Here is an 18558-nt window from a genome sequence, read left to right on the forward strand (position 1 = left end):
GACGGGTTCAGCCATCAATCGATCTGCAGCTTCGCTTTCTCCACCAGCGTCTTGGCGTCCGCCCGTTCCTTAGCCCAGAACTTGGCGAACTCCTCTGGCGTGCTACCCACCAGCGGCGTGTGGATGCGGGCAAAGCGCTCGCGTACCGCGGGCGTATTCAACGTCTCGCGCAGTGCCTTGGACAGCTTGTCGACGATGGGCTGGGGCGTTCCCGCAGGCATGACCACGGCCTGCCAGGTGGTGACCTTGAAGCCCGGCACGCCCGATTCAGCGACGGTGGGCACATCGGGCATGTCCGCGACCCGCTTGTCGCCGCTGACGGCCAGTGCGCGCAGCGAACCATCCTGTACGAACGGCAGGGTGGTGGAACGGCTGTCTACCATGAAGGTGAGGCGTCCGGCCAGCAGATCCTGGATCGCCGGCGCGCTCCCCTTGTATGGCACGTGGGTCATTGGCGAATTCAAAGCCAGCGCCAGGGATGCTCCCGAGACGTGCATGGAACTGCCGGGGCCTGCGGAGCCGTAGGTCATGTTGACGTCAGGCTTCTTGGCGGCCTGCACCAGTTCCTGCATGCTGCGGTAGGGAGATGACTTGGGCACCACGACCACCAGCGGTGAATCTGTCAGCTGCGTGACCGGCACAAAGGCCTTGGCCGGATCGATCTTGACGCCCTTGTAGAGATAGGTGTTAATGGCCAATGGCCCTACGTTGGCCCACAACGCCGTATAGCCGTCGGGTGCGGCAGTGGCGGCAGCCTGGTTGGCGATGTTGCCGTTGGCGCCGGGCCTGTAGTCGGGAACGACCGGTTGGCCCAGCCTTTTCGACAGCTCGTCCTGCACCATCTTGAAAGCGATGTCCGATGCACCGCCAGGTGCAAAACCGATCACCATGCGAATGGGCTTTTCGGGCCAGTCGGCGAATGCGCTCGCCGCCAGCGTGAGGGCGGCGATGCCGCAAATGAGTTTGCTTCCAGTGTTCATCAGGATCTCCTATGCAAAAGAGGGGTCACACGCCCATGTCGTACTTGACGTTCTTGAGCTGGGTGTTTTCGTAGATCGCCTCCAGCCCGCGCTCCTTACCGATGCCGGACTGCTTGTAGCCGCCGAACGGCGCGTCGAACGAGGTGCGCACGCCGGTGTTGATGGCCACGCTGCCCGACTGGAGGCCGCGCGCCATGCGCAGGGCACGGCCGCCGTCGTGTGTGAACAGCACGGCAGCCAAGCCGTAGCGCGAGTCGTTGGCGATGCGCAGGGCGTCTGCCTCGTCGCGGAAGCCGATGACCGACTGCACCGGCCCGAAGATTTCGTCCTGCGCGGACTGCATGCGGTTGTGCGAATTCAGCAGCAGCGTGGGGCGCACGAAGAAACCCGGCTGCGTCGCGTTGTCCAGCAGCAAGTTGCCATGCACCGCTGGCGTGGCGCCTTCGTCACCCGCCAGCTGGATGTACTTTTCCACGCGCTTTTTTTGCGCGGCGCTCACCAGCGGTCCCATCTCTGTGGCAGCGTCTGACGGCGAGCCGACGCGAACGGTGTCTAGCCGCTGTTGCAGCTGGCCGAGGAACTCGTCGCGAACGGATTCCTGCACCAGCAGCCGCGTGCAGGCAATGCAGACCTGGCCGGAGTTCTTGATGATGTCACCCGCCGCCACGGCCACCGCCTTGTCCAGCGGCGCATCTGCGAACACGATCAGGGGCGACTTGCCACCCAGCTCCAGCGTCACGCGCTTGACATCGCTGGCCGTGGAGGCTTGGATCCTGGCGCCCGTCACCGTGCCGCCGGTGAACGACACGCGCGACACCAGCGAGTGCGTCACGAGGCGCTCGCCCACGGTGGCGCCCTGGCCGTTGACCACGTTCACCACGCCGGGTGGAAAGCCGGCTTCCTCGAACAGCCGCGCCAGGGCCATGGCGGACAGCGGCGTGACTTCAGACGGCTTGAGGATCACCGTGTTGCCCGCTGCCAGCGCCGGCCCGAGCTTGTTCACGGTGAGCGTCATCGGGTAGTTCCAGGGCGTGATCAGCGCACACACGCCCAGCGGTTCGCGGAGGGTGAAATTGAGCACGTCGTTGTCGCCCACCGGAATCGTTTCGCCGCGCACGGCCGGGATGATGCCGGCGAAGTACTCCAGCGACGAGGGCATGGCCTTGAGCGAGTCCAGCGAGTGGGTGATGGGTTTGCCCACGTTCAGCGTTTCGATCCACGCGATCTTTTCGCGGTCGCGCTCAAACAACGCGGCCAAACGCCGCAGAAGCCTGCCGCGTTCGGCAGGCGTGGTCTTGCGCCAGTATTTCTCGTAGGCTTCATGGGCCGCGCGCACGGCGGCGTCCACGTCGGCTTCGCTGGCCTCGTGCACCTGGGCCAGCACCTGGCCCGTGGCCGGATTCAAGGTGTCGAAGGTGTGGCCCTGGGAGCCGGCGGTCCAGCGCTGCCCGATGAGCAATTCGTAGGGTTGGGAATCGATGACATTCATTCCAGGCTCCTTACATCGCCAGTTGCAGATACAGCGACTTGATTTCCTCTAGCATCAGGGGACGCGGATTCAAGGGCGTGGATGCGCTTTGCAGCGCCTGGGCGGCAAGCTGCCCGGCGTCCTGGTCCGAGAGGCGCAGATCGGCAAAGCGCGTGGCGATCCGCCCTTGCCGGGCCAGGGATTCCACCGCCTCGATCAACGCGAGGGCGTCTCGCTGGTCGCCGCCGGTGTGAGCCATGCCCAGCGCCCGCGCCGCATCGGCGTAGGGGCGGGCATGCGTCTGCACCGTGTAGCGCGCGACCACGCTAAACACGGGGGCCAGCACCTCGGCGTGCGCCATGTGCATGCGTGCTTCCAGCGGCGTGCACATGCCATGCACCGCATCCACCTTGCTCATGCCGATGGCCACGCCGGCCATGTAGGCGCCCATCTGCATCTCGGCGCGGGCCTGCAGGCTATCGGGCGTGCGCAGCACCGCCGGGTAGGCCTGCAGGCACAGCCGCAGGGCATGCAGCGCCATGGCCTTGCCGATGGGGGACGGATCGGTGTTGACCCAGGCGCCCAGTGCGTGCAGCAAGGCGTCGAAGCCGCCCTGCGCTGTGGGACCAAAGGGCAGGCTGAGCGTCAGTTGCGGCTGCAGCGCCACCAGCGCCGGCCGGGTGCGCAGCGATCGGAACAGGCGCTTGCGGCCATCCTCGCCCTGAATCAACGCCGCCGAACTGCTTTCGCTGCCGGTGCCTGCCGTGGTCGGAATGGCCAGGAACAGCGGGTCATCGGGCATTGCGGCAGCCGCCAGCCAGGCCTGGCCACGCGGTGTTGGCAGTTCCTCCACCGCCAGACCACCGGCCAGACACGCGAACACCAGCTTGGCGACATCAATGGCGCTGCCGCCGCCCACCGCGACGATGCTGGCGCAGCCCTGGGCCCGCGCCCTGTCCAACGCAGCCCGTACCTGGGCCAGCGTGGGGTTGGGCGAAACCCCGTCATAGACATGCCATTGCAGCCCCGGCGCAGTCGCCAGCGAGAGTTGCACGGCGGGGCCGACGGCGCGCCAGACGGCAGCGTCGGTGACCACCAGGGGATGTCGCAGGCGCGGGCCGGCGGCCTGGATGGCGCTGGCCAGCGCATCGTCCCCCCAATAGCAAACGCCTGGCCAAGAGATGCATCCCCCGGTTAGGGAGAGAGGGCTTTGCAAGTGCTTGATTTCGTCTTTCATATCTCGTAAAATTCGCACAACGAATTACAAATTCGTATAATGAATTAATGATAGAAAGGTAACAAGGCTATGTCAAGAGTCTCTGCGTCCGCACGCGACGTCGACGTGCAAACTGAAGCATCCGAACCAGACCGGCAATTCGTGACGGCGCTCGCGCGCGGGCTGGAGATCCTGCGCTGCTTCGACGCAGAGCGGCGCATGCTGGGCACCACGGAGATTGCCCACCTGACCGGCTTGGCGCAGCCCACCGTCTGGCGGCTGTGTCATACCTTGCAAAAGACGGGCTTTCTGAACGCCGTGCCGGGCAAGGAGAAGTTGCAATTGGGGGTGGCCGCGATTGCGCTGGGTGGTGCGGCGCTGGCGGGGCAGGAGGCGCTGGAGGTCATCCGTCCCCTGCTGCAATCGCTGGCTGATCGCTACCAGGCGGCGGTGGCGCTGGGCCGGCGGGACGGCGACAGCATCGTCTACCTGCTGCGCTGCCAGGGGAATTCGCCGTTGCTGATGAACCTGCGGGTGGGATCCAGGATTCCGCTGTTTCACAGCGCCATTGGTTGGGCCTACCTGGCCTGCTGCGCGCCCGAAGAGCGCTCGGGTCTGCTCGCGCAAGCCAGCGCCAGCGGCAAGGGGGGGGCCGATGCGGCGGAGCAGCAGGCCATGGCGAAGGCCCTGGCGCTGTACCCGGCGCGCGGCTTCGTGTTCCATGAGCGCCCGCAGTACCAGATCAATACGGTGGCGGCGACGATCGAGCTGCCCGTTGGCGAGCGCTATGTGGTCAGCTGCGGAGGCCCGGCCTCGCTACTTCCACAAGCCCTCATGCTGGATGAGGTGGGGCCCCTGCTGGCCCAGCTCGCCCGCGAACTGCAGCCGATCCTGCTGATGGGACGGCACGTATGAGTGCGAACGCATACACGGCTTGGCGCGCCGAAGCGAAAAGGCCGATCCCGCCGCAATGGCCCACGCGCATCACCGAACTGCTGGGCATTCGCTGGCCGCTGCTGTTGGGCGGGATGATGTGGCTGTCCGATGCCCGCTTGGTGGCCGCCATGGTGCGCGCCGGTGGCATGGGCTTCATCACCGCGCGCAGCTCGCGCACGGACGAGGCATTCCGGCAGGCACTGCGGGACTGCCGCGCGCTGACGGGCGGCCTGGCCTTTGGCGTCAATCTCACGCTTTCGCGCCGTGCGGCGCACAACGACGGGATGCTTGCGCGCCTGCACATCGCGCTGGAGGAAGGCGTTCGCATTTTCGAAACGGCTGGCTTGCCTCCCACGCAACTGCTTCCGGCCATCCGCGAAGCCGGCGCGGTCGTCATCCACAAATGCGCCCATGTGCGCCACGCGGTTGCCGCGCAGAACATGGGCGTGGATGCCGTCACGCTGGTGGGCATGGAGGAAGGCGGCCACCCGGGAAGCAACCCCTTGCCGACCTTCCTCAACGGGGCGTATGCGCTAGAGCAGTTGCATATTCCGCTCGCGCTGGGTGGCGGCATCGGCCATGGCCGGCAGATCGCCGCTGCGTTAGCGCTGGGGGCGGATGCGGTGGTGATGGGCAGCGTGTTCACCCCGGCGTTGGAAACGCCTGCCCACGAGGCCTACAAGCGGCGCGTGGTTGCCACCGATGCGCACGGCACCCGGGCCGTGCTCGGCAGCCTGGGTGACACCTGGCGCGTGCTCGACAACGACAACGCTCGCAAGGTTGCCGCGCTGGAACAGGCGGGCGCGCGCAGCTACCCGGAGTTCGGCGACCTGATCAGCGGCGAGCGCACGCAAGCCCTGGCTTACCAGGCCGGTCAGCATGAAGAAGGCATGCTGTCCATGGGACCCGCAGTGGGGTTTGCACGCGCGGTGGAGCCGGTGGCGGGCATCGTCGCCCGGCTGCAAAGGGAATGCGCCGAGGCCAGCGGCCGCTTTCAACGCATGCTTGGTTCCATTTGATCGCTTGGATGGATAACGCTGATGGATCAGACAGCAGTCGTCATCTTTGGCGAGTCATGGCATCCGCTGACAACACTGATCCTGCTGCCAGCGGGTTATCCGGTCGCTGAGCTACGGCAAGTGAATGCGCCACTCGGGCAATCACTGACGCGCGCAGAGACTTTGAACAGGCTCTCAGAAAAATCCCCGCAGGACGATCGCCCTGCGGGGATTTTTTTGGATTCATAGAAGGATGATTTCATTCAGGCTCAAGTAGCGACACCTATTGAGCACTCGCCCCGTCGAATTGTCCAACGTGCATATGCAGACCATGAAGCAGTGGTATCAGGAGCAACCGGATCTGTTTCATAAGCGACCATATGATCGTTCGGGATGTGACACCTAGACATGCGCCAGGAGTTTTGCCTTGTCTACCAGGAATTCGATGAATGTCGCCACTGTACGGGTGTGATACTTGTCCGGCATAAACAAGAGATGCATTCGATTGCCAAAGATGGAAAGCTCCCAGTCTCGCAGTGCCTGCACGACCTTTCCAGAAGCGATGTGCTCCTGAACAAGGTAATCAGCAACCAGGCCAACGCCTAGATCATCCAGCACTGCATCTCGTAAGAAGAGAAAGTTGTCTGAAGCCAGCGAGGGCTCCAACAGCAGTTCGTGCCTGACGCCTGCCTGTGTCGCCGCGACGCGCAGCTTCTTGCCGATCACTGATGAAGTAATGGTGGGAAACCTTTTCAAATCATCCAACTGCTGCGGAAGTCCATGCTTCTCAGCGTATTCGCGTGATGCACATGCAATGACATTCACGGGTCCAAGATCACGAGCTTCCAAATTTTGGGGTGGATCCGAGAGCACGCGCACCGCCAAGTCGACTTCATCGCGTATCAGATCATGGATCCGATTTTCGAAGATGACATCGAGATTGATGCCCGGGTGCAAATGTTTGAACTGCAGCAACCACGGCGTCATCACCAGCTGGCCATAACCATTCGGAACTGATAGCCGAATGAGTCCTTGCAGGGCGGTCTGGCCCTGTGAAGCCGCTTCTTGTGCAACTGCCAATGCGTTCTTGATCACACAGCCCTGTTGGTACAGGCGCTGTCCAACTTCTGTCAGCGCCAAGCTGCGAGTGGTCCGTCGCAATAGTTTGGCGCCGACATTTCGCTCCAGTTGGTTGAGGTGATAGCTCACGTTTGCCCGCGTCATCTTCAGGCGCCGCGCTGCCGCACTGATGTTGCCGGCATCAACGATTTCAACCAAATGCAATAGGGCGATGCTTTCCATAGTGAACCTCTCCATACGCAAATGTAATTTGCGTATATGTCAACGAATTTTTGGAATTGTCAAATTTTATAATCCATTGAACAATGATTCCACTGCTCTAACGAAACACCAGTAGGAGACATGGATGACTCAAGCGGAATCGAATCGGGCCTACGCGCCAGTACAGATGGAAGTACATGGGCCGGTGCTCTTGGTCACGATCAACCACCCCCCTGTCAACGCGCTCGGGCTCCCGGTTCGGCAGGGCTTGGCTGCAGCGGCAGACCGGCTCGAGCAAGATCCGTCCATTGCCGCCATGTTGATCGTTGGCGGTGGCGGCAACTTTGTGGGTGGCGCCGATATCCGCGAGTTCGGCAAGCCGCGTCAGCCTCCTTTCGTCCGCGACATTTGTGCTCGCCTTGAGGGGGCATCCAAGCTGGTGGTGGCCGCTATCCAAGGCGCAGCTCTAGGGGGCGGCCTGGAGCTTGCGCTGAGCGCACATTACCGACTTGCGGTTGATGGGGCTCGGCTTGGTCTGCCGGAAGTTCTTCTCGGTCTCTTGCCCGGTTCTGGTGGTACGCAGCGCCTGCCGCGCTTGATCGGAGTCTCTGCGGCATTGGATTTGATGTTGACCGGGCGTCATATCGGGGCAGAAGAGGCGCTAGCCCTCGGCCTCGTCGACCGCATCGGCAAGGGCGGTGATGCGGCCAAGGCCGGCCTGACATACGTTGAGGAACTGTTGCGTGCAAAGACCGCACCACGTCCTACGCGCAGTGCCGGCGCCGTGCGCGGCGACGAGCAAGACCTGAACGCGCTGGCCGTCGCTCGTGAAACCCAGCGCAAGCGCAGCCCATTGCTGCTGTCGCCTCACTTGATTGTCGATGCGGTCGAGGCCTCCGTGCGGGACTCTTTCGACGATGCGATGGTATTCGAGCAGCGGGTATTCCAGCAATGTGTCGACAGTCCTCAGCGTGCAGGGCTGATCCATGCCTTCTTCTCCGAGCGCCAGGCCACCAAAGTGCCGGAGGCCGACCGAGGAAAAGCACGGCCAATCGAGCAGGTTGGCGTCGTCGGCGGTGGAACCATGGGAGCAGGCATCGCCGTCGCAGCCTTGAACGCAGACCTGCGGGTTACGTTGCTAGAGCGCGATGCGGGTTCACTGGCGCGAGGCGTGGAGCGGATCGAAAACGTATACGCCGACTTGGTTGCCAAGGGACGGATGACTCCAGAGGGACGCGATGCGGTGCTGCACCGCTTGACGAGTTCGACCGAGTACGCAGCGCTGGGCGATTCCGACCTGGTCATCGAAGCCGTCTTCGAAGACATGGCGATCAAGCATGCGGTGTTCATGGAGTTGGACCGTGTCTGCAAGCCAGGCGCTTTGCTGGCCACCAACACCTCATATCTCGATATTGACGAGATAGCTGCCAGGACTTCGCGCCCGCAAGACGTGATCGGGCTGCACTTCTTCGCGCCGGCCCATGTCATGCGTCTGCTGGAAGTGGTTGTGCCGCGCCTCGCCAGCGCGGATGCCGTCGCTACGGCGTTCGCCTTTGCACGTCGCCTGAAGAAAGTGGCCGTGCGAGCGGGCGTGTGTGACGGCTTCATTGGAAACCGCATTCTTTCTGTGTATCGCCGCGCGGCCGATTACATGATCGAAGACGGCGCCTCGCCCTACGAGATCGACGAGGCGCTGCGCAGCTTCGGCTACCCCATGGGGCCGCTCCAGGTTTCTGATCTTTCGGGGGGGGACATTGGCTGGGCGACGCGCAAGCGTCAGGCAGCCACGCGTGATCCCAAGCAGCGCTATGTACAGATCGCCGACCGGATTGCCGAGCGCGGTTGGTTTGGGCAGAAGACCGGGCGTGGCTGGTATCTGTATCGCGACGGCGCACGGGTTGGGCAGCCTGACCCCGAAGTCTTGGCGATTGTCGACGAGGAACGCAAGCGCGCCGGAATCACTCCGCGTCCCTTCAAACCCGAAGAGATTCTGCGTCGCTACTTGGCAGCCATGATCAACGAAGGGGCCAATGTAGTCCACGAAGGTATTGCGCTGCGCCCCCTGGACGTGGACGTTGTCTTTGTCCATGGCTTTGGTTTCCCGAGATTTCGTGGCGGCCCCATGTTTTATGCCGACAGTCAGGGCCTTGGAAGCATCCTGGCTGATATCGAGACGTTCGCGAAAGAGGATCCCGCGTTCTGGCGCCCTTCCCCGCTTCTGGTCGAACTGGTCCGAGAAGGACGCAACTTTGCGTCCCTGAATACCGCATTGGCCTGATGCGTCAGATCAAAACCTCAACCTAACCATTCTCAATAGTCAATTTTGGAGCCACGTATGCGTGAAGCCCTTATCGTGTCCACCGCTCGCACGCCCTTGACAAAGGCGAATCGAGGCGCTTTCAACATTACGCCCGGACCTTCACTGGCCGCCTACGCGCTACGCGCAGCCGTTGAGCGCTCCAAGGTGGATCCGGAGCAACTTGAAGACTGCATCCTTGGCTGTGCTTTCCCCGAGGGTACTACCGGAAAAAACATTGGTCACATGGCCGCCGTTCGCGCTGGGCTCCCCGTCGGGATTGCCGGCGCTACGGTCAACCGCTTTTGTGCATCGGGGTTACAAGCCATTGCAATGGCGGCTGGCCGCATCGTGGCTGATGGCGCATCGGCCCTGATCGCTGGTGGCGTGGAAAGCGTTTCTCTGATCAAGGCGCGCGGTCCGGTTTCTGTATCTGACCCGGACATCGATCAATGGATCTACGAGAACCGTCCAGCGATGTACATGCCAATGATCGAGACGGCCGACATCGTCGCGCAGCGTTATGGCATCAGCCGCGAGTCCCAAGATCAATTCGCGCTGCAAAGCCAACAAAGAACGGCTGCAGCGCAGACGGCAGGCCGCTTCGCCCAAGAGATCGTCCCGTGCAAAGCCACCATGGGCGCATTCGACAGCCAGGGAAACGTCGTCGACCGCACCGAAGTCAACGTGGACGCTGATAACTGCAATCGCCCGGACACCACGTTAGAAGGGTTGGCCAAGCTGGCTCCGGTGCGAGGCTCTGGACAATTCGTCACCGCTGGCAATGCGTCGCAGCGCTCCGATGGCGCTTCGGCCTGCGTGTTGATCGAGGCGCGTGAGGCCGAGCGCCTGGGGCTGGAGCCGTTGGGCGCGTTCCGGGGGATGGCTGTGGCCGGCTGCGAAGCCGACGAGATGGGCATTGGACCGGTGTTTGCTGTTCCCAAACTCCTCAAGCGCCATGGTTTGACGATTGATGACATCGGCTTGTGGGAGCTTAACGAGGCTTTTGCGTCTCAGGCGCTTTATTGCCAACAGCGCCTGGGCATTCCCATGGAAAAACTCAACGTGGACGGAGGCGCCATCGCTGTCGGACATCCGTTTGGCGTCACGGGTTCGCGCCTAGTGGGGCATGTACTGCTCGAAGGGCGGCGTCGCAAGGAAAAGTACGCAGTCGTCACCATGTGCATGGGCGGCGGCATGGGGGCGGCAGGCCTGTTCGAGATCTTCTGACGGAAAGCGAGAAAGTCAATGGATCTGAACTACACGTCCGAAGAGCAGGCCTTTCGTGATGAAGTGCGTGAGTTTCTTGCCGCGAAACTGCCGTCAAGACTTTCCACGAAGGTAGCCGCCGGCTGCCATCTGAGCAAGGCTGAGCACGAAGAATGGCACGCGATCGTCAACCGACAAGGTTGGCTCGCCAGCCACTGGCCTGTCGAGCACGGCGGTACCGGCTGGACTGCGATACAGCGATTCATCTTTGAACATGAATGTGCGCTAGCCAACGCACCACGCATCATCCCGTTCGGGCTGAGCATGTTGGCCCCCGTCATCATCAAGTTCGGCACAGAGGCACAAAAGAAGCACTGGCTGCCACGCTTGCTCGACGGAGCCGATTGGTGGTGCCAGGGGTACTCCGAGCCCAACTCGGGATCGGATCTGGCGAGCGTGCGCACGACAGCGATCCGCGAAGGCGATCACTACATCGTCAACGGGCAGAAGACGTGGACGACACAGGGGCATTTCGCCAACATGATCTTCTGCCTGGTGCGTACCGATATGGCGGCAAAGAAGCAGCAGGGAATCAGCTTCCTGTTGATCGACCTGGCTACACCTGGCATCGAGATGCGGCCTGTCATCACCTTGGACGACGAGCACGAAGTCAACGAAGTCTTCTTCACCAACGTACGCGTTCCCGTGGAGAACCTGGTCGGCGAAGAAAACCGTGGATGGGATTGCGCCAAGTATCTGCTGACGTATGAGCGTACCGGTGTGGCAGGCGTTGGGCACGCCTGCGCACTGCTGGAGCGTGTCAAGCGTGCCGCACGGGAGCGGACTGTAGCGGGCGTCCGGTTGATCGATACGCCGAGTTTCGCGGCCAGGCTGGCAAAGGCCGAAGTGGAGCTGGAGGCCATGAAAACCACGAACCTGCGTGTCGTCATGTCGGTCGACGGTGGCGGTGTTCCGGGCGCTGAAAGCTCGATGCTCAAGGTCAAGGGAACGGAAATCCGCCAGGAGCTGACCACCCTGCTGCGCTTCATCCAGGGGCCATACGCACGGGTGATGCCGGATGCAGCCTGTGATTTGTCATCGCCTCTGTATGAGGGCGGACCCTGCAACGTCAGAACGGGGATGCTCAATTATCTGAATCAGCGAAAGCTCTCGATCTACGGCGGCTCCAACGAGATCCAGCGCAACATCATCGTGAAGTCCATGCTCGGTCTGTGAGCTGCGAGGAAAGAACATGAATTTTCAACACACAGAAGATCGCCGCATGTTGGCCGATGCGTTGAATCGCTACGTGACGCAGGAGTACAGCTTCGAGGAACGACGCGAGATCGCGGCATCCGAGCAGGGCTACAGCAAAGCAAAATGGCGGCAACTTGCCGAGTTGGGCGTCATCGGGGCGCTCTTCACGGAAAAGCAAGGCGGCTACGGCGGGCAGGGCTTTGATATCGCAACCGTGTTCGAGTGCCTCGGCCGTGGCCTGATCTTGGAACCGGTTATGGAAAGCGCACTGCTGGCGGGGACGGTACTGCTCGATGCTGAATCTAGCGTACACCAGCCGCTAACCGAAGGGGTGGTATCGGGAAACACCATCGCGGTATTGGGCCATTTCGAGCCCGACTCGGGATACAGCCATACCTATGTCGGTACGTCGGCCAGCCGTGCAGGCGATGAATGGGTCTTGAACGGATGCAAGGTCAATCTCTTCCAGGGCCAATCGGCCGTGACCTATGTCGTAAGCGCCAGGACATCCGGCGCGCCTGGCGACGTACAAGGAATTTCGTTGTTCGTGGTTCAGGCAGGAACGGCCGGCGTGTCCCTGCGCCAGCATCCGAGTGTCGATGGTGGCCGCGTTGTCGACCTGGTGCTTGACGGAGTGCGCGTGCCAGCTGCTGCGATGCTGGGCGATGAGGGCAAGGCAGCTGCGCTCATCGAGCGCGCACTGGGCAAAGGGGTGCTGGCACTGTGCGCGCAGGCGGTTGGCGCGATGGACGTGGCACTGGCAAACACGGTTGACTACCTGAAGACCCGAAAGCAGTTTGGCGTTCCTATAGGCAGCTTTCAAGCACTCCAGCACCGTATGGCCACGATGCTCATCGAGGTAGAGCAGGCGCGCTCGGCACTGATCAACGCGAGTGCGGCTATCGACACGGAGGACCGAATCGCGAGGGAGAAAAGCCTATCTGCGGCGAAGTACTTGATCGGCAAGGTAGGCACGCTGGTAGCCGAGGAATGTGTGCAGATGCACGGCGCCGTCGGCATGACGGCCGAGTTACCGCTATCGCATTACGCAAAGAGGCTCGTGATGATCGACCACGAACTGGGAGACGCAGCCTTCCATCTGGAACGATTCATTTTGTTCGGTAAGGAGTAGCCAATGTCTTCCTCAAGTTTGTTGATAGAGCGCATAGGGGCGGTCATATCCGTGGTATTGAACGCTCCCCAGACACGCAATGCCCTGAGTCCCGTGATGTTTGACGAGCTCGGATCTGTGCTCGAGAGCGCAGCCACAGACGGTGCGGTGGCCGCCGTCGTCATCAGCGGGAATGGCGGCTTTTTTTCCGCCGGCGGTGACCTGAACCAGCTGCTGGCCAATCGATCCCTTGAACCGTCTGCCAGGCTGGCGCGGTTAGGCAAGCTCAACCGAATGATTCAGAGCATCCAGGCATCCCCCGTGCCGGTAATTGCAGCTGTGGAGGGCGGCGCCGCGGGAGCCGGCATGTCGCTGGCATTGGCATGCGACATGGTGGTGGCGTCGCGCAGCGCCAAGTTCGTTGCCGCGTACGTGAAGGCTGGGCTGACGCCAGACGGCGGCCTGACCGCCTCGTTAGCGGCAATTGCGCCGCGCCAAGTGGTGTTCGAGCTTTGCGCTCTTGGCATGCCGGTCACGGCAGAGCGGATGCAAGCATTGGGCGCCGTCGGCCAAGTCGTTGAAGAAGGCCAGGCCTTGAACGCGGCGCTTGCGCTGGGCGACAAGTTTGCCAAGGCGCCGCGGCGGGCAGTTGGGCGAATTAAACATCTTTCGCATGCCGCCTGTGTGAACTCGATGGCGGATCAACTGGCGCTCGAGGCCCGTTTGATGGTGGAAAGTCAGGGTGACGATGAGGCGGGCGAAGGAATAGCTGCCTTTTTGGAAAAGCGTCTACCTGATTTCGAACGCTTAAGAAGTTGAACTACCGAGAAATGCAAGGCTTTTCGACGCAAAAAGACCCATCAAGATAGTTTTGAATCATTTCATATGTGATTTCAAAACAACTTGAATTACTAACGAAACAGGAGATATTTGAATGACTGATTTGAGTTCACGCCGTGGCTTCGTGCAAGCTGGCGCAGTCTTGGGCGTAGGGATGGGATTATGCCCATCACTCTTTGCCCAAAGTCAGTGGCCATCCGCACCGGTCAAACTGATCGTGCCATTCAGTCCGGGCGGCGCAACCGACATCGCGGCCAGGGTGTTGGCAGATGGCCTTCAGAAAAACTTGGGCAAAACATTCGTTGTCGACAACAGAACCGGGGCTGGCGGCTCGATCGGTACGGCCGCCGTTGCTCAGGCCAAACCCGATGGCTTGACTTTCACCGTAGGGCTGACCTCATCGCTATTGGTGAATCAGTTTCAGTACAAGCGTCTCGCCTACGACCCGCGCAAGGACTTGACGTTGGTTTCGCAATTGGCGATAGCACCCATGACGGTCAGCGTTCCTGAGAAATCACCGGTCAAAAATATGGCCGAGCTGCGCCAATACCTCATGGCGAACAAGGGCAAGCTGTCGTACGGCTCCTATGGAAACGGATCCTATTCCCACTTGGTGCTGGAGCACCTGAACCAAGCTTGGCAAGCCGACATGATCCATGTCCCCTACCGCGGCGAATCAGCAGTGGTACAGGCGCTTCTGTCAGGGGAGGTTGCGTTGGGCATTTGCAGTGGCGTGGTGGCGGTGCCCCAGGCAAAGGCCGGAAAGATTCGTGTGTTGGGTATCACGGGACCGCAACGTATGGAAACCTTGCCTGATGTACCGACACTGATCGAGCAAGGCATGACGGATGACGCCTATCGTGTAGTTGGCTGGATCGGCATGGCCGCCCCAGCCAAGACGCCTTCCTACATCATCGAGCAGTTGGCTCGCGAGACAGCAGTTGTGATGCAGTCCGAGGCTGTCAAGAGTCGCCTCAAGGATCTTGGCCTGGTCGCCTTGGGCAACAGCCCTCAACAGTTCAAGCAGGCCTATGACGCCGAATACGAAATCTGGAAACGGATGTTCCAGGCTTCAGGAGCCAAGGTCGAAGACTGATCCCATCCCCAATCATGCAAGCTAAGGAGAATCAAATGAATGATGCAGTCAAGACGCCTGAAGTGCGCCTGAATCGCGACGGCCACGTTGGCGTGATTACTATCGACAACTCTGCCAAGAAAAATGCCCTGACGCCTGAAATGATGCAGCAATATTCATTGCTGCTGACCGAGTTCGAGCAGGACGATGACCTTTGGGTGTTGGTCGTTGATCCGGCTGGCGAGCACACGACGGCAGGCCTCGACATGCCCAAATTCTTCGGTCCTGCGGCAACGGCAAAGCCTATTCCGGAAGGCCAGGTCGATCCCTTTGGGCTGAAGCGCCGAACCACGAAACCAGTGATCTTTGTAGTTCAAGGTATTACCTACACTGCAGGAATCGAAATGATGCTGGCGAGCGACATTGTCATCGCTGCAGAGACTGCACGTTTTGGCCAAGTAGAGGCCAAGCGCGGAATTGCCCCCTTTGGCGGCGCGCATTTCCGGTACCTGACACGAACCGGTTGGGGCAATGCCATGTATCACCTTTTTCTATGCGAAGAATTCTCCGCTCAGCGAGCGCTGGAGATGGGCTTTGTACAGGAAGTTCACCCCTATGGAAAGCATCGTGAACGCGCTTTGGAAATCGCTCGTCAAATCTGCAAGTGCGCCCCTCTGGGACTGAGGGCAACCAAGATCGCTTCCATGAAATATTGGGAAGCCGCTGAAAAAGTGGGGATCGAATCCATTCCTGATATTCGCCGTGCGGTGCTTTCATCGGAGGACTGTAAGGAGGGAATCAAGTCCTTTGTTGAGCGCCGGGAAGCAAATTTCCAAGGCCGTTGATGGGGAATGACAAATGACTGATGGTCGTAACGTGACGAATAGCAAAGAGCATGACGCCCCGGCCGTCGCCGGACTTCAGTTCCCGTCCGAGCGATATCCGTATGGATCGACTGATCGATTCCATATGCACCATGCGCATCTTTTCGCTTCGGACTTGGATGCAAGCCTGGCTTTCTATCAAAAGTGGTTTGATGGAAAGGTGATGTGGGATGGTGCCTATGGCGGTTCACGAAACGTATTCATGAAAATCGGCATAGGGGCATTGCATTTCTATTCGCAGCCACCCCATGACCGAGGACGCAATGCAATCCATCACTTGGGGATGCAAGTCGTCGGCCTGGAGGATTTGTACGAGCGGATGAAGGCCGACGGCATTGTTTTCCGCAACCCCATCCGAAAAGCCGATGGCAGCTGCTACCTGATGCTCGAAGCACCTGATGGCGTGCTCTGGGAACTGTTCGAGCCTGGCATTGGGCGAGATGCGGCAGTGCTTCGCTATTACGGACTGGGGCAAATCGCTCCCATGGAAGAGCCAGCTTCCGGGAATTCTGTTTGAAAACCAGTGCCGGAAGCAGAGAAATGGAGACAAGCGTGAACCAAGAATCAAACGCCGAAATACGGGCGTCTACACCTATGCAGCGAGCGCCGAGCCGCGGCCCCGCACCGCTGCATGGCGTGAAGGTACTAGATATGAGCCGAGTGCTCGCCGGGCCATGGACTGCGCAGTTGCTCGGTGATTTGGGAGCAGACGTCGTCAAGCTCGAAGCGCCTGGACATGGCGACGATGGCCGCCAGCTTGGCGTCGCCGCCGCTGAGGATGACCAAACTGGGATGCGTGGGCGAAGCTCCAACTTTTACCTGGCATGCAATCGCAATAAGCGGTCTATTGCGGTGGATTTGGCACATGAACAAGGACGGGCCGTGGTGTTGGATCTGGTACGACAAGCCGACGTACTGATCGAGAATTTCAAAGCGGGCGGAATGGATCGACTTGGAATTGGTTGGACTACTCTTTCCGCCATCAACCCTCGTCTCATCCACTGTTCGGTCACAGGATTCGGTCAAGACGGGCCGTACGCGTCCCAGCCCGCATACGATTTCATCATGCAAGCCATGACCGGCATGATGAGCACTTGCGGCCTGCCAGATGGCATGCCTGGCGCGACGCCTGTACGCACAGCCATTCCAGTGACCGATCTTGTGACAGGCTATCAAGCTTGCGTATCAGTGCTTGGGGCGTTGATCCAGCGAGGTATTACTGGGCAAGGCCAATTTATCGATGCGTCCATGCTGGACGCCAGCGTAGCCTTCAATGTGCACCTCGCGCAGGGATACTTGATGGGGTTGGGTGTGCCGACCAGGCAGGGCAACAACAATCCCATCGCTAGTCCATCTGGAGTTTTCCAAAGTGCCGATGGCTGGCTGGTGATCGCGGCGGGCAACGATCGGCAATTCGATAACCTGTGCTCAGTGCTCGGCGTCGGCAATTTGCGCGAGAGGTCAGAATTCGCCACCAACGCTGAACGCGTAAAACATCGCGATATGCTCCATGCTGCAATTGAGCCTGCGATTAAGGACAAGAGCAGTACCCAGCTTCGAAAGAGCCTTCAGGTTGCAAGTGTGCCGTGCACGACTATCAATGACATGCAGGCTGTTTTCGATGACCCCCAGGTCAAGCATCGAGCCATGATCGTTGATGTGCATCAGGCGGACGGCAAGACGATGCCTATCCTGCGCAGTGCTTTGAATATGTCTAACTTCGAAGTCACGTACAAGGCACCGCCAAGGTTGGCGGAACATACGCGTGAAGTTCTGCGGGAATGGGCAGAATTGGAGGACTCCCGGATTGAAGAGTTGTTGCATGCGGGTGCAGTAACTACCCACTCGAGTTCGACACCACCCGCGCCAACTCGTTGATTCCATTGAACCCATTTTTCATATTGCCACTACACTGGACTGCACGAGGCACATTGGCCCTCCCGCCTACGGCAATGTCATTAAGGATTTATCCGTAAATAATATTAACGGGCAGGTGGATCTTCCGCAACGCGATGATGGCGGCAGCGAGATGGTTGAGTGCGAGGAACGTGTGCTCCAGTTTCTCGTAGCGCACCAGCAATTTCCTGAACCGGTTGAACCAGCCATGGCAAGCCCCCACAACCCAACGGCGCGCTTTCTTCTTCGGATCACGCTTTTGTGCTCTGCCTCGCTTTTGCGGCCCACCATGTGCGGGATATAGCCGTGGGCCAGGATGATCTTCATGGCGTTCTTGCCCCGGTAGCCCGCATCATCACATAGGTGCTTGCTGCGCCGCTGCTTGGGCGTGGGGCGTTTGACCATGCAGGACGACAGCACGGTCTCAAGTTGCGTCACGTCATGCGCGTTCGCCCCGGTCACGACGAGCGACAACGGGACGCCACGCCCGTCCACCGGCAGGTGACGCTTGCTGCCTTTTTTTCCCCCGATCCGTCGGGTTGCGCCCCACAGCCTCCTGCGCCAAGGGCGCCTTGAACATGGCGCCGTCGATGCTCTGCCAGCGCCAGGCGATGCCTTCACAGTCGTCGTATTCGGCAAGGCCGGCCTTCCACAGGTTCTCGAAGAACCCGGCCTTGGACCACAGCATGAACTTCTGATGGATCGCGCTGGCGCTGCCAAAGCGTTCAGCCGGCAGTGCCTTCCACTGGCAGCCCGTGCGCAGCACATACATGATGGCCTCGAACACCAGCCGTGGCGGCTTTGCGGGGCGGCCCGCCCCTGCTGCGCGTTTGTACTGCTTGCCTGGATCGCGCACTGGCTGTGGCACCAGCGGCTCCACCAGCTTCCAGAACTCGTCCGTTACCTCCCACGAATTGGCATGCGCCTTGGCCATTCATCGCTCCTGCGTCGCATCACGGGCGACTCGGGGGGATTATAATTTACGGATAAATCCTAAATCTGTCGCGTACTTCGTTTGGAAGCGCGGCAACACTGACCCAGCACTTCTCGGATTTACCGCCTACCTCAGGAAATGGTGTCAAGGAGCGAACGCCGCCGATCTTTGAATATC

General features: G+C 60.5%; 16 protein-coding genes and 1 pseudogene. 12 read left to right on the plus strand and 5 right to left on the minus strand.

Annotated features, from left to right (window positions below; translation table 11 throughout):
* Positions 1-14: 14 nt before the first annotated feature.
* Genes P7644_RS17695 through P7644_RS17705 form a run of 3 tightly spaced genes read right to left on the minus strand, consistent with a single transcriptional unit; the run spans position 15 to position 3685 of the window.
* On the minus strand, positions 15-980 hold the full coding sequence (locus P7644_RS17695) for a Bug family tripartite tricarboxylate transporter substrate binding protein (RefSeq protein ID WP_404300553.1): 966 nt from the start codon (positions 978-980) through the stop codon (positions 15-17).
* Between the two features lie 25 nt (positions 981-1005).
* Positions 1006-2469, minus strand: a complete 1464-nt coding sequence (locus P7644_RS17700) for an aldehyde dehydrogenase family protein (protein WP_404300554.1) — start codon at positions 2467-2469, stop codon at positions 1006-1008.
* 10 nt (positions 2470-2479) lie between these two features.
* The gene (locus tag P7644_RS17705; protein ID WP_404300555.1) at positions 2480-3685 is read right to left on the minus strand and encodes an iron-containing alcohol dehydrogenase family protein; all 1206 of its coding nucleotides are present in this window, start codon (positions 3683-3685) and stop codon (positions 2480-2482) included.
* Positions 3686-3790: 105 nt separating this feature from the next.
* On the opposite strand from P7644_RS17705, the gene P7644_RS17710 reads away from it, so the two are divergent.
* The 3 genes from P7644_RS17710 to P7644_RS17720 are packed head-to-tail and all read left to right on the plus strand — an operon-like array spanning position 3791 to position 5847.
* Positions 3791-4579 carry an IclR family transcriptional regulator gene (locus P7644_RS17710; protein ID WP_404300556.1) on the plus strand — a complete coding sequence of 263 codons (789 nt, stop codon included), beginning with the start codon at positions 3791-3793 and terminating at the stop codon, positions 4577-4579.
* Entirely contained in the window at positions 4576-5619 is a 1044-nt protein-coding gene (locus P7644_RS17715; RefSeq protein WP_404300557.1) for an NAD(P)H-dependent flavin oxidoreductase, read from the plus strand. The genes P7644_RS17710 and P7644_RS17715 overlap by 4 nt, the downstream gene beginning before the upstream one ends.
* Positions 5620-5640: 21 nt before the next feature.
* On the plus strand, positions 5641-5847 hold the full coding sequence (locus P7644_RS17720) for a hypothetical protein (protein ID WP_404300558.1): 207 nt from the start codon (positions 5641-5643) through the stop codon (positions 5845-5847).
* Positions 5848-6000: 153 nt separating this feature from the next.
* On the opposite strand, the gene P7644_RS17725 is transcribed toward P7644_RS17720, so the two are convergent.
* The gene (locus P7644_RS17725) at positions 6001-6900 is read right to left on the minus strand and encodes a LysR family transcriptional regulator (protein ID WP_404300559.1); all 900 of its coding nucleotides are present in this window, start codon (positions 6898-6900) and stop codon (positions 6001-6003) included.
* A gap of 124 nt (positions 6901-7024) precedes the next feature.
* Between P7644_RS17725 and P7644_RS17730 the strand changes: the two genes are divergently transcribed.
* From P7644_RS17730 to P7644_RS17770, 9 genes are all read left to right on the plus strand, one after another.
* Entirely contained in the window at positions 7025-9157 is a 2133-nt protein-coding gene (locus tag P7644_RS17730) for a 3-hydroxyacyl-CoA dehydrogenase NAD-binding domain-containing protein (RefSeq protein ID WP_404300560.1), read from the plus strand.
* Positions 9158-9214: 57 nt separating this feature from the next.
* Complete coding sequence (locus P7644_RS17735; RefSeq protein WP_404300561.1) at positions 9215-10405, plus strand: acetyl-CoA C-acyltransferase; 1191 nt, start codon at positions 9215-9217, stop codon at positions 10403-10405.
* Positions 10406-10423: 18 nt separating this feature from the next.
* The gene (locus P7644_RS17740) at positions 10424-11620 is read left to right on the plus strand and encodes an acyl-CoA dehydrogenase family protein (protein WP_404300562.1); all 1197 of its coding nucleotides are present in this window, start codon (positions 10424-10426) and stop codon (positions 11618-11620) included.
* A 16-nt stretch (positions 11621-11636) separates the two neighbouring features.
* A complete protein-coding gene (locus tag P7644_RS17745) occupies positions 11637-12773 on the plus strand; it encodes an acyl-CoA dehydrogenase family protein (protein ID WP_404300563.1) in 1137 nt (378 codons plus the stop codon).
* A gap of 3 nt (positions 12774-12776) precedes the next feature.
* Positions 12777-13571 (plus strand): oxepin-CoA hydrolase, alternative type, encoded by a 795-nt coding sequence (locus tag P7644_RS17750; protein ID WP_404300564.1) that lies wholly within the window; start codon positions 12777-12779, stop codon positions 13569-13571.
* Positions 13572-13686: 115 nt separating this feature from the next.
* Positions 13687-14688: a Bug family tripartite tricarboxylate transporter substrate binding protein gene (locus P7644_RS17755; RefSeq protein ID WP_404300565.1), complete on the plus strand. Its 1002-nt coding sequence runs from the start codon at positions 13687-13689 to the stop codon at positions 14686-14688.
* A 35-nt stretch (positions 14689-14723) separates the two neighbouring features.
* Positions 14724-15512, plus strand: a complete 789-nt coding sequence (locus tag P7644_RS17760) for a crotonase/enoyl-CoA hydratase family protein (protein WP_404300566.1) — start codon at positions 14724-14726, stop codon at positions 15510-15512.
* Between the two features lie 13 nt (positions 15513-15525).
* Positions 15526-16068, plus strand: a complete 543-nt coding sequence (locus P7644_RS17765) for a VOC family protein (protein ID WP_404300567.1) — start codon at positions 15526-15528, stop codon at positions 16066-16068.
* A gap of 134 nt (positions 16069-16202) precedes the next feature.
* A complete protein-coding gene (locus P7644_RS17770) occupies positions 16203-17429 on the plus strand; it encodes a CaiB/BaiF CoA transferase family protein (RefSeq protein WP_404300568.1) in 1227 nt (408 codons plus the stop codon).
* An 88-nt stretch (positions 17430-17517) separates the two neighbouring features.
* Here the strand turns inward: P7644_RS17770 and P7644_RS17775 are convergent.
* Positions 17518-18381, minus strand: a pseudogene (locus P7644_RS17775) (IS5 family transposase).
* Positions 18382-18558: the final 177 nt, after the last annotated feature.

This window comes from Alicycliphilus denitrificans (assembly GCF_044792555.1).
Lineage (GTDB): Bacteria > Pseudomonadota > Gammaproteobacteria > Burkholderiales > Burkholderiaceae_C > Alicycliphilus > Alicycliphilus denitrificans_A.